The organism is Pseudomonas sp. H2_D02 (genome assembly GCF_054677635.1).
Genome location: NZ_CP162816.1, coordinates 6,146,942 through 6,159,336, shown reverse-complemented (window position 1 = coordinate 6,159,336; position 12,395 = coordinate 6,146,942). Strand labels below are relative to the sequence as shown.

Genomic DNA, 12,395 nt, shown 5'->3' with positions numbered 1-12,395 from the left:
GTATCAGCCGACATCCTGTTACCTGACTGTCTGCTTTCGCGAGCAAGCCCGCTCTCGCAATGAATTCGTGGTGTTTACCAGGGAATCGTCTCGCCTCTGTAATTGACGAAGTGATGTCCGCCCTTGCCGGCGAAGGCATTGACCTGATCGATCAGTCCGCGGGTGCTGGTCTCCACATCGATTTGCGCATCTTCCCCGCCCATATCGGTTTTCACCCAACCCGGATGCAGCGACAGTACGGTCAATGATTGCCCGTCCAGTTGGCTGACAAAACTGTTGGTCATCGAATTGAGCGCGGCCTTGCTTGCCTTATACAGCGCCAACTCCGGCGCGTCGGGCAGGGTGACGCTGCCCAGCACGGAGCTCATGAAGGCCAGTACGCCGCTGCCTTCGCGGATTTGCCCGACGAAACGCTGAGCCAGGTTGATCGGGGCCACGGCATTGGTGAAAAACAATTGGCCGACCTCAGCCAGCGTTGCGCCGCCCGGGCTTTGGTTCGCGGGGCCCTTGACCCCTGCGTTGACGAAAAGCAGATCAAAGGTTTCGCCTTTGAGCTGCTGGCTCAAGGCGATGACGGCTTGCTGGTCGTCCATGTCGAGCTTCTCGACGTGTACCGGCCCCAGCGCTTTCAAGGACTCTGCACCCTGCGGGTTGCGCACGGTGGCGGTTACGTGCCAGCCATCACTCAGAAGCGTCTTCACCAAGCCAAGGCCCAGGCCCCGGGAGGCGCCGATGATCAATGCTTTTTTTACCGAATTCATGAGTGCTTCCTTGAGAAGAAAAAGTCACGGATTTAATGGACAGCGTTTCTTGAGCCGTTGTTTCAACGCGTGACGCCACGCGTCGGATTTGGCCATGCTGCCCCGTAACGCCTGGTTAAAAAATGAACAAGCGGCTGCGAGCCATGCTGCTCCTGGTGATGCTGGAGCCATGAACGGGTTATCCACAGGTTGCTCCACAGTAATTGTGCGCAAGCGTTATCGTCAGGCATAAGCCCTGTACGGCTGTCTCCTAAAGGTGATAAAGCGCCGCAACCGCTTGTTTTTGGTGTGGATTTGGACAATCTTGATTGCTCTGTACGAAAAATGAACAAACCTCTGGAAGCCGCATGACAGAAGGGTTACAGCGTGATGCGCCCAGGTTATCCACAAGCGGGTGCACAGCGCATGTGGGCAAGTCTGGGACGTACATCATGGGGTTTCGCGCTCCAGGCGTATCTGCCCGCGGCTCAAGTCGGCCAGCCGCGCCTGCAATGTTTCGATGTGTTCTTCGCCCACCGCTAATTGAAGTTCCACACCATTGGCAGTGAAGCGCTCGGCATTCACCACGCCACCGCATTCGGCTGTGCGCAGTTTTACCAGGGCCAGCTCCGCGAACCCGCAAACACACTGCAGTGACACGCGGCTGATCAATTCAACTTTCTCAGCGTTTTGCAGGCATTTGTTTGCTCCGCCGCCGTAGGCCCGGGCCAACCCGCCGGTACCCAATTGGATTCCGCCGTACCAGCGGATGACCAGCACCACGACCTGGTCGCAGGCCTGGGCCTGGATGGCTGCCAGGATCGGACGCCCGGCGGTCCCGCCCGGTTCGCCATCGTCGCTGCTGCGATACTGCTCACCGAGTTTCCATGCCCAGCAATTATGGGTGGCATCGAGGTCGCTGTGCTGCTCGATAAAGGCCTGGGCTTCGGCAGGGCTGGTGATGGGCGCGGCGAGGGTAATGAAACGGCTTTTGCGAATCTCTTCTCGGTATTCGCAAAAACCGACGAGGGTATAAGGCATGTAATCCTAGAGGTCAGGTGTCAGGCCGCAGCCTTTGAGAATGATACGGATGAGGTTGTCGCTGGCGTCGATCATGTCTTGCTTGGTCAGCTTGCTGCGACCGGTCACGCGACAGATCTGGGTGGCGAAATCTGCGTAATGTTGAGTGCTGCCCCAGAGCAGGAAAATGAGGTGCACCGGATCGACCGGGTCCATTTTGCCCGCATCGATCCAGGCTTGGAAAACAGCCGCCCGGCCCTTGAACCAGGCGCGATAGTCCTGGTTGAAATACTCGCTCAGGCACTCGCCTCCGCTGATCACCTCCATGGCGAAGATCCGCGACGCCTGGGGTTGGCGGCGCGAGAACTCCATCTTGGCGCGAATATACCGGGTCAATGCCTCTGCCGGATCGTCTTCGGCGGTCAGGGAATTGAACGTGCTGTCCCATAGCTCGATGATATTGCTCAGCACCGCCACATAGAGCCCGAGCTTGTTGGTGAAGTAGTAATGCAAGTTCGCCTTGGGCAATCCGGCCTTCAGGGCGATGGTATTCATGCTGGTGCCCTTGAAACCGTGACGGGCGAACTCATCCTCGGCGGCCCTGAGGATGGTCTCTTCGTTCTGTTGACGAATGCGGCCGGTAGGCTTGCCACCATGGGCGGGAACTTCAAAGGTCATGGACATTTCCGGGCTGGGTCTGTGGGGGCGGGCAAATGCGTTCATAGCGCACCGGCGCGGATCCGACAAGTGTTGCGGCGATAAAAGCCATGCGAGGCGGAGAATCAGCGCGTTGCCGCCAGGCTTTCGAGAAAACTTTCCAGCACCAGATGAGGACGACGCCCCTTTCGCGTCACCGACGCCAGGCTCAGGTCGTAGAAACGCGCCAAGGGCTTGAGGGCTCGCAGCCGTCCTTGCTGGACCCAGAGATTGGCATAGTGGTCCGGCAGATAACCGATATAACGCCCGGTCAGGATCAAGAACGCCATGCCTTCGCGATCCGATGCGCTGGCGGTGCAGTTCAACGCCTGGTAATGGGCCTGGATGTCGGCCGGCAAACGGAACGTCGGCGCGATGGCGTCCTGGCTATTAAGGCGAGCGTCCTCGAGTTGCTGGTCATCCACATAAAACAGCGGGTGCCCCACGGCGCAATACAGCAACGAACGCTCACTGTAGAGCGGTTGGTACTCAAGCCCGGAAAGTACACTGGCCTGGGGAACCACACCGACATGCAGGCGACCATCCAGCACGCCTTGCTCGACTTCGTTGGGGGCGATCATGCGAATCTGGATCTGCACGTCCGGCCCGCGTTCTTTCAACTGGGCAAGGGCGTGGGTGATGCGCATGTGGGGCAGGGTGACGAGGTTGTCCGTCAGGCCTATGGTCAGTTCTCCGCGCAGATGCTGGTGAAGACCGTTGACCTCGGTGCGGAAACTTTCCAGCGCACTCAATAGTTGCAGGGCCGATTGATAGACCTCACGGCCTTCTTCGGTCAGTGAAAACCCTGCACGACCACGCTGGCACAAGCGCAGCCCAAGGCGTTGTTCCAGATCGTTCATCTGTTGGCTGATGGCCGAGCGACCGATGCCAAGCACCGTTTCGGCGGCGGAAAATCCACCGCATTCCACCACGCTGCGAAAGATCCGCAGCAAGCGAATATCGAAGTCGCTGACCTGGGCCAGCGGATCGGGACGGCGAATGCTCATAGTTTAGTGATCCGCTGACTGAAGGTTAGAAAAGCTGGATTTCACCGACTTTATCGCCGTGGCAACTTAGCCGCAAGAACGCTTCTGATTTCATACCGTTTATGTCTTGCGAGGTTTTGTCGATGAACATGCCCGAACACGCTGTCGGTTCCCTGGCCAGCCAGCTCAAGCTGGATGCCCACTGGATGCCTTACACAGCCAATCGCAATTTCCAACGCGACCCCCGGCTGATCGTCGCGGCCGAAGGCAGTTGGCTGACGGATGACAAGGGGCGCAAGGTCTACGATTCGCTGTCGGGATTGTGGACATGCGGCGCCGGGCACACCCGCAAAGAGATCCAGGAGGCGGTCGCCAAGCAACTGGGCACCCTCGATTATTCGCCGGGATTCCAATATGGGCATCCACTGTCGTTCCAGTTGGCGGAAAAAATCACCAGCCTGACCCCGGGCAATCTCAACCATGTGTTCTTCACCGACTCCGGGTCCGAATGCGCCGATACCGCTGTGAAAATGGTTCGCGCTTACTGGCGCCTCAAGGGGCAGGCCACCAAGACCAAGATGATCGGACGGGCCCGCGGTTATCACGGCGTGAACATCGCCGGCACCAGCCTGGGCGGCGTCAGCGGTAACCGCAAATTGTTCGGCCAGGCCATGATGGACGTCGATCATTTGCCCCACACCCTGCTTGCCGGCAATGCGTTCTCCCGTGGCATGCCGAAGGAGGGGGGGATCGCCTTGGCCGATGAACTGTTGAAGCTGATCGAGTTGCACGACGCTTCGAATATCGCCGCGGTGTTTGTCGAACCTATGGCAGGGTCCGCCGGTGTCCTGGTGCCGCCAGAGGGATACCTCAAGCGCCTGCGGGAAATCTGCGATCAGCACAACATCCTGCTGGTGTTTGACGAAGTGATTACGGGTTTTGGTCGTACCGGCTCGATGTTTGGCGCCGACAGTTTTGGTGTAACGCCGGACCTGATGTGCATCGCCAAGCAAGTCACTAATGGCGCGATTCCCATGGGGGCTGTGATCGCCAGTTCCGAAATCTATCAGACCTTCATGAGCCAGCCGACGCCCGAATATGCCGTGGAATTTCCCCATGGCTATACGTATTCGGCGCATCCGGTGGCGTGCGCAGCAGGCTTGGCGGCCCTGGACCTGTTGCAGAAGGAAAACCTGGTACAGAGCGTGGCCGAGGTCGCGCCGCATTTTGAAAAAGCCTTGCATGGTTTGAAGGGCTCGAAAAACGTCATCGACATTCGCAACTTTGGCCTTGCGGGGGCGATCCAGATCGCACCGCGCGATGGCGACGCGATCGTTCGCCCATTCGAGGCGGGCATGGCACTGTGGAAGGCTGGCTTCTATGTGCGATTCGGTGGTGACACGCTGCAGTTCGGGCCAACGTTCAACAGCAAGCCGCAGGACCTTGATCGACTGTTCGATGCGGTTGGCGAAGTGCTGAACAAAGTCGACTGATTCCTCTTTATATAAGGACGCTCCTCCGGGGCGTCCGCTGTCCGATTCGTCTGGAGTCCCCATGAGTCTCATTCCGCATTTGATCAATGGCGAGTTGTTGAGCGACAACGCGCGCACCGCCGACGTGTTCAACCCATCCACCGGGCAGGCGATCCATAAAGTACCGCTGGCGGATCGCGCAACCATTCAACACGCCATCGACGCTGCCAAGGCGGCTTTCCCGGCCTGGCGCAATACGCCGAGCGGCGAAGCGCGCCCAGGTCATGTTTCGTTTCAAGCAGTTGCTGGAGCAGAACGAGTCGCGCATCGCGCAGTTGATCAGCGAAGAACATGGCAAGACTCTGGAAGATGCCGCCGGTGAGCTCAAGCGCGGTATTGAAAACGTCGAGTTTGCCTGTGCCGCGCCGGAAATCCTGAAGGGCGAATACAGTCGCAACGTAGGACCCAATATTGACGCTTGGTCAGACTTCCAGCCTTTGGGGGTTGTGGCGGGTATCACGCCGTTCAACTTCCCGGCGATGGTGCCGTTGTGGATGTACCCACTGGCTATCGTCTGTGGCAACTGCTTCATCCTCAAGCCTTCCGAGCGCGATCCGAGTTCGACACTGCTGATCGCCCAGCTGTTGCTGGAGGCCGGTTTGCCCAAGGGAGTTCTGAGCGTGGTCCACGGTGACAAGGCCGCGGTGGATGCATTGATCGAGGCACCGGAAGTGAAGGCGCTGAGTTTTGTCGGATCGACGCCGATTGCCGAATACATCTATGCCGAGGGTACTCGCCGCGGCAAGCGTGTGCAGGCATTGGGCGGGGCGAAGAACCATGCGGTGCTGATGCCTGATGCTGACCTGGACAATGCCGTCAGCGCGTTGATGGGTGCCGCGTACGGTTCGTGCGGCGAGCGTTGCATGGCGATTTCGGTGGCGGTGTGTGTCGGCGATCAGGTGGCGGATGCGCTGGTGGCCAAGCTGGTGCCGCAGATCAAGGCGCTGAAGATCGGCGCGGGGACTTCGTGTGGGCTGGACATGGGGCCGCTTGTTACTGGTCAGCATCGCGACAAGGTCAGTGGCTATATAGAAGAAGGCGTATCGGCGGGGGCCTCGCTGGTTGTCGACGGTCGCGGCTTGAGTGTGGCAGGGCATGAAGAGGGCTTCTTCCTCGGCGGTTGCCTCTTCGATCGCGTGACGCCCGAGATGCGTATCTATAAGGAAGAGATCTTCGGACCGGTGCTGTGTCTCGTCAGGGTCAATAGCCTCGAAGAGGCGATGCAACTGATCAACGATCACGAGTATGGCAACGGCACCTGTATCTTCACCCGTGACGGCGAAGCTGCGCGGCTGTTCTGTGATGAGATTGAAGTCGGCATGGTAGGCGTCAACGTACCGTTGCCGGTGCCTGTTGCTTATCACAGCTTTGGTGGTTGGAAGCGTTCGCTGTTTGGCGACCTGCATGCCTACGGCCCGGACGGCGTGCGCTTCTATACCCGTCGCAAGGCGATTACCCAGCGCTGGCCGCAGCGTGCCAGCCACGAGGCTTCACAATTCGCATTTCCCAGCCTGTAATTGATAAGTGAAGAAGCCGGCACCTTTGGGTGTCGGCTTCTGCCTTTAAGGGCTTTTTTGACTGATATGACAGAATTATGAAAATAACGGTTGACGGCAGATTCCAGGTGTCTATAATTCGCCCCACTTCCGGCGCAGTCGAAACGGAAAACTTCTTGAGTTTCAATGAGTTAAGTAGGTTTCGATAGGTCAGGCGCTTAAGTTCATCGAAGCGTTGAAGGAGTTGATAGGGCGGTGTTGTTTGGCTCTATTGGCGATTCGATCCTCTCGGTCGAAAGCGGTGAAAAAGAGGTGTTGACAGCAGCGAACAACGCTGTAGAATTCGCCTCCCGCTAACGAGAGATCGAAAGCGCAAGTGGTTGAAGTTGTTAAGGATTTCCAAGCGAAACTTTGAAAACTTCTTAAAATAACCGCTTGACAGATGCACGGGGCGCTGTAGAATGCGCGCCTCGGTTGAGACGAAAGGCTCAACCCACCGCTCTTTAACAACTGAATCAAGCAATTCGTGTGGGTGCTTGTGGAGTCAGACTGCTAGTCAACAGATTATCAGCATCACAAGTTACTCCGCGAGAAATCAAAGATGTAACCAACGATTGCTGAGCCAAGTTTAGGGTTTTCTCAAAACCCAAAGATGTTTGAACTGAAGAGTTTGATCATGGCTCAGATTGAACGCTGGCGGCAGGCCTAACACATGCAAGTCGAGCGGTAGAGAGGTGCTTGCACCTCTTGAGAGCGGCGGACGGGTGAGTAATGCCTAGGAATCTGCCTGGTAGTGGGGGATAACGCTCGGAAACGGACGCTAATACCGCATACGTCCTACGGGAGAAAGCAGGGGACCTTCGGGCCTTGCGCTATCAGATGAGCCTAGGTCGGATTAGCTAGTTGGTGAGGTAATGGCTCACCAAGGCGACGATCCGTAACTGGTCTGAGAGGATGATCAGTCACACTGGAACTGAGACACGGTCCAGACTCCTACGGGAGGCAGCAGTGGGGAATATTGGACAATGGGCGAAAGCCTGATCCAGCCATGCCGCGTGTGTGAAGAAGGTCTTCGGATTGTAAAGCACTTTAAGTTGGGAGGAAGGGCATTAACCTAATACGTTAGTGTTTTGACGTTACCGACAGAATAAGCACCGGCTAACTCTGTGCCAGCAGCCGCGGTAATACAGAGGGTGCAAGCGTTAATCGGAATTACTGGGCGTAAAGCGCGCGTAGGTGGTTCGTTAAGTTGGATGTGAAATCCCCGGGCTCAACCTGGGAACTGCATTCAAAACTGTCGAGCTAGAGTATGGTAGAGGGTGGTGGAATTTCCTGTGTAGCGGTGAAATGCGTAGATATAGGAAGGAACACCAGTGGCGAAGGCGACCACCTGGACTGATACTGACACTGAGGTGCGAAAGCGTGGGGAGCAAACAGGATTAGATACCCTGGTAGTCCACGCCGTAAACGATGTCAACTAGCCGTTGGGAGCCTTGAGCTCTTAGTGGCGCAGCTAACGCATTAAGTTGACCGCCTGGGGAGTACGGCCGCAAGGTTAAAACTCAAATGAATTGACGGGGGCCCGCACAAGCGGTGGAGCATGTGGTTTAATTCGAAGCAACGCGAAGAACCTTACCAGGCCTTGACATCCAATGAACTTTCCAGAGATGGATTGGTGCCTTCGGGAACATTGAGACAGGTGCTGCATGGCTGTCGTCAGCTCGTGTCGTGAGATGTTGGGTTAAGTCCCGTAACGAGCGCAACCCTTGTCCTTAGTTACCAGCACGTTATGGTGGGCACTCTAAGGAGACTGCCGGTGACAAACCGGAGGAAGGTGGGGATGACGTCAAGTCATCATGGCCCTTACGGCCTGGGCTACACACGTGCTACAATGGTCGGTACAGAGGGTTGCCAAGCCGCGAGGTGGAGCTAATCCCACAAAACCGATCGTAGTCCGGATCGCAGTCTGCAACTCGACTGCGTGAAGTCGGAATCGCTAGTAATCGCGAATCAGAATGTCGCGGTGAATACGTTCCCGGGCCTTGTACACACCGCCCGTCACACCATGGGAGTGGGTTGCACCAGAAGTAGCTAGTCTAACCTTCGGGGGGACGGTTACCACGGTGTGATTCATGACTGGGGTGAAGTCGTAACAAGGTAGCCGTAGGGGAACCTGCGGCTGGATCACCTCCTTAATCGACGACCGCAGCTGCTTCATGAGCTCCCACACGAATTGCTTGATTCATTGAAGAAGACGATAGAAGCAGCTTTAAGCTCCAAGCTGATAGCTCACAGCTAACAGTTACAAGCTCGAAATTGGGTCTGTAGCTCAGTTGGTTAGAGCGCACCCCTGATAAGGGTGAGGTCGGCAGTTCGAATCTGCCCAGACCCACCAATTTTGTAATGGGGCCATAGCTCAGCTGGGAGAGCGCCTGCCTTGCACGCAGGAGGTCAGCGGTTCGATCCCGCTTGGCTCCACCATAAACTGCTTCTGAAAGCTTAGAAATGAGCATTCCATCAAGGTGATGGTGAATGTTGATTTCTAGTCTTTTGATTAGATCGTTCTTTAAAAATTTGGGTATGTGATAGAAAGATAGACTGAACGTTACTTTCACTGGTAACGGATCAGGCTAAGGTAAAATTTGTGAGTTCTCTTAGTTGAGAAATTCGAATTTTCGGCGAATGTCGTCTTCACAGTATAACCAGATTGCTTGGGGTTATATGGTCAAGTGAAGAAGCGCATACGGTGGATGCCTTGGCAGTCAGAGGCGATGAAAGACGTGGTAGCCTGCGAAAAGCTTCGGGGAGTCGGCAAACAGACTTTGATCCGGAGATGTCTGAATGGGGGAACCCAGCCATCATAAGATGGTTATCTTGTACTGAATACATAGGTGCAAGAAGCGAACCAGGGGAACTGAAACATCTAAGTACCCTGAGGAAAAGAAATCAACCGAGATTCCCTTAGTAGTGGCGAGCGAACGGGGACTAGCCCTTAAGCTTCTTTGATTTTAGCGGAACGCTCTGGAAAGTGCGGCCATAGTGGGTGATAGCCCTGTACGCGAAAGGATCTTAGAAGTGAAATCGAGTAGGACGGAGCACGAGAAACTTTGTCTGAATATGGGGGGACCATCCTCCAAGGCTAAATACTACTGACTGACCGATAGTGAACTAGTACCGTGAGGGAAAGGCGAAAAGAACCCCGGAGAGGGGAGTGAAATAGATCCTGAAACCGTATGCGTACAAGCAGTGGGAGCCCACTTTGTTGGGTGACTGCGTACCTTTTGTATAATGGGTCAGCGACTTATTTTCAGTGGCGAGCTTAACCGAATAGGGGAGGCGTAGCGAAAGCGAGTCTTAATAGGGCGTCTAGTCGCTGGGAATAGACCCGAAACCGGGCGATCTATCCATGGGCAGGTTGAAGGTTAGGTAACACTGACTGGAGGACCGAACCGACTACCGTTGAAAAGTTAGCGGATGACCTGTGGATCGGAGTGAAAGGCTAATCAAGCTCGGAGATAGCTGGTTCTCCTCGAAAGCTATTTAGGTAGCGCCTCATGTATCACTGTAGGGGGTAGAGCACTGTTTCGGCTAGGGGGTCATCCCGACTTACCAAACCGATGCAAACTCCGAATACCTACAAGTGCCGAGCATGGGAGACACACGGCGGGTGCTAACGTCCGTCGTGAAAAGGGAAACAACCCAGACCGTCAGCTAAGGTCCCAAAGTTATGGTTAAGTGGGAAACGATGTGGGAAGGCTTAGACAGCTAGGAGGTTGGCTTAGAAGCAGCCACCCTTTAAAGAAAGCGTAATAGCTCACTAGTCGAGTCGGCCTGCGCGGAAGATGTAACGGGGCTCAAACCATACACCGAAGCTACGGGTATCACGTAAGTGATGCGGTAGAGGAGCGTTCTGTAAGCCTGTGAAGGTGAGTTGAGAAGCTTGCTGGAGGTATCAGAAGTGCGAATGCTGACATGAGTAACGACAATGGGTGTGAAAAACACCCACGCCGAAAGACCAAGGTTTCCTGCGCAACGTTAATCGACGCAGGGTTAGTCGGTCCCTAAGGCGAGGCTGAAAAGCGTAGTCGATGGAAAACAGGTTAATATTCCTGTACTTCTGGTTATTGCGATGGAGGGACGGAGAAGGCTAGGCCAGCTTGGCGTTGGTTGTCCAAGTTTAAGGTGGTAGGCTGAAATCTTAGGTAAATCCGGGGTTTCAAGGCCGAGAGCTGATGACGAGTTACCCTTTGGGTGACGAAGTGGTTGATGCCATGCTTCCAAGAAAAGCTTCTAAGCTTCAGGTAACCAGGAACCGTACCCCAAACCGACACAGGTGGTTGGGTAGAGAATACCAAGGCGCTTGAGAGAACTCGGGTGAAGGAACTAGGCAAAATGGCACCGTAACTTCGGGAGAAGGTGCGCCGGTGAGGGTGAAGCACTTGCTGCGTAAGCCCACGCCGGTCGAAGATACCAGGCCGCTGCGACTGTTTATTAAAAACACAGCACTCTGCAAACACGAAAGTGGACGTATAGGGTGTGACGCCTGCCCGGTGCCGGAAGGTTAATTGATGGGGTTAGCTAACGCGAAGCTCTTGATCGAAGCCCCGGTAAACGGCGGCCGTAACTATAACGGTCCTAAGGTAGCGAAATTCCTTGTCGGGTAAGTTCCGACCTGCACGAATGGCGTAACGATGGCGGCGCTGTCTCCACCCGAGACTCAGTGAAATTGAAATCGCTGTGAAGATGCAGTGTATCCGCGGCTAGACGGAAAGACCCCGTGAACCTTTACTATAGCTTTGCACTGGACTTTGAATTTGCTTGTGTAGGATAGGTGGGAGGCTTTGAAGCGTGGACGCCAGTCTGCGTGGAGCCATCCTTGAAATACCACCCTGGCAACTTTGAGGTTCTAACTCAGGTCCGTTATCCGGATCGAGGACAGTGTATGGTGGGTAGTTTGACTGGGGCGGTCTCCTCCTAAAGAGTAACGGAGGAGTACGAAGGTGCGCTCAGACCGGTCGGAAATCGGTCGTAGAGTATAAAGGCAAAAGCGCGCTTGACTGCGAGACAGACACGTCGAGCAGGTACGAAAGTAGGTCTTAGTGATCCGGTGGTTCTGTATGGAAGGGCCATCGCTCAACGGATAAAAGGTACTCCGGGGATAACAGGCTGATACCGCCCAAGAGTTCATATCGACGGCGGTGTTTGGCACCTCGATGTCGGCTCATCACATCCTGGGGCTGAAGCCGGTCCCAAGGGTATGGCTGTTCGCCATTTAAAGTGGTACGCGAGCTGGGTTTAGAACGTCGTGAGACAGTTCGGTCCCTATCTGCCGTGGACGTTTGAGATTTGAGAGGGGCTGCTCCTAGTACGAGAGGACCGGAGTGGACGAACCTCTGGTGTTCCGGTTGTCACGCCAGTGGCATTGCCGGGTAGCTATGTTCGGAAAAGATAACCGCTGAAAGCATCTAAGCGGGAAACTTGCCTCAAGATGAGATCTCACTGGGACCTTGAGTCCCCTGAAGGGCCGTCGAAGACTACGACGTTGATAGGCAGGGTGTGTAAGCGCTGTGAGGCGTTGAGCTAACCTGTACTAATTGCCCGTGAGGCTTGACCATATAACACCCAAGCAATCTGTAGACTCGAAAGAGGCCAGATTGCGGTGTGTGAAGACGAGATGAACCGAAAGTTCGAAACTCACCAAACACCGAAAGCTGTCACATACCCAATTTGCTGAAGCGAGGCCGCGAGGCCACGACTCAGTACCCGAATTTCTTGACGACCATAGAGCATTGGAACCACCTGATCCCATCCCGAACTCAGAAGTGAAACGATGCATCGCCGATGGTAGTGTGGGGTTTCCCCATGTGAGAGTAGGTCATCGTCAAGATTAAATTCCGAAACCCCTATCTGCTGACGCAGGTAGGG

General features: G+C 55.3%; 5 protein-coding genes, 2 tRNA genes, 3 rRNA genes and 1 pseudogene. 7 read left to right on the top strand and 4 right to left on the bottom strand.

Annotation, left to right across the window (positions count from 1 at the left end; translation table 11 throughout):
* Nucleotides 1-74: 74 nt before the first annotated feature.
* The 4 genes from AB4N42_RS28145 to AB4N42_RS28130 all read right to left on the bottom strand — a co-directional run bounded on the left by AB4N42_RS28145 (nucleotide 75) and on the right by AB4N42_RS28130 (nucleotide 3,463).
* Nucleotides 75-761 carry an SDR family oxidoreductase gene (locus tag AB4N42_RS28145; protein WP_030138061.1) on the bottom strand — a complete coding sequence of 229 codons (687 nt, stop codon included), beginning with the start codon at nucleotides 759-761 and terminating at the stop codon, nucleotides 75-77.
* A 429-nt stretch (nucleotides 762-1,190) separates the two neighbouring features.
* Complete coding sequence (locus AB4N42_RS28140; protein WP_030138062.1) at nucleotides 1,191-1,781, bottom strand: IMPACT family protein; 591 nt, start codon at nucleotides 1,779-1,781, stop codon at nucleotides 1,191-1,193.
* A gap of 6 nt (nucleotides 1,782-1,787) precedes the next feature.
* On the bottom strand, nucleotides 1,788-2,438 hold the full coding sequence (locus AB4N42_RS28135) for a TetR/AcrR family transcriptional regulator (RefSeq protein ID WP_460115641.1): 651 nt from the start codon (nucleotides 2,436-2,438) through the stop codon (nucleotides 1,788-1,790).
* A 104-nt stretch (nucleotides 2,439-2,542) separates the two neighbouring features.
* On the bottom strand, nucleotides 2,543-3,463 hold the full coding sequence (locus AB4N42_RS28130; protein WP_030138064.1) for a LysR family transcriptional regulator: 921 nt from the start codon (nucleotides 3,461-3,463) through the stop codon (nucleotides 2,543-2,545).
* A 122-nt stretch (nucleotides 3,464-3,585) separates the two neighbouring features.
* On the opposite strand from AB4N42_RS28130, the gene aptA reads away from it, so the two are divergent.
* The 7 genes and pseudogenes from aptA (at nucleotide 3,586) to rrf (ending at nucleotide 12,357) form a co-directional block, all read left to right on the top strand.
* A complete protein-coding gene (aptA, locus tag AB4N42_RS28125; RefSeq protein ID WP_030138065.1) occupies nucleotides 3,586-4,935 on the top strand; it encodes an omega-aminotransferase AptA in 1,350 nt (449 codons plus the stop codon).
* A gap of 61 nt (nucleotides 4,936-4,996) precedes the next feature.
* Nucleotides 4,997-6,491, top strand: a pseudogene (locus AB4N42_RS28120) (CoA-acylating methylmalonate-semialdehyde dehydrogenase).
* 637 nt (nucleotides 6,492-7,128) lie between these two features.
* Nucleotides 7,129-8,665 (top strand): 16S ribosomal RNA (locus AB4N42_RS28115).
* A 123-nt stretch (nucleotides 8,666-8,788) separates the two neighbouring features.
* Nucleotides 8,789-8,865, top strand: a tRNA-Ile gene (locus AB4N42_RS28110).
* 10 nt (nucleotides 8,866-8,875) lie between these two features.
* Nucleotides 8,876-8,951: transfer RNA gene (locus AB4N42_RS28105), tRNA-Ala, on the top strand.
* Nucleotides 8,952-9,193: 242 nt separating this feature from the next.
* Nucleotides 9,194-12,085: ribosomal RNA gene (locus AB4N42_RS28100) — 23S ribosomal RNA — on the top strand.
* A gap of 156 nt (nucleotides 12,086-12,241) precedes the next feature.
* Nucleotides 12,242-12,357, top strand: a 5S ribosomal RNA gene (gene rrf, locus AB4N42_RS28095).
* Together the 16S, 23S and 5S rRNA genes with 2 tRNA genes alongside form the textbook arrangement of a ribosomal RNA operon.
* Nucleotides 12,358-12,395 lie beyond the last annotated feature (38 nt).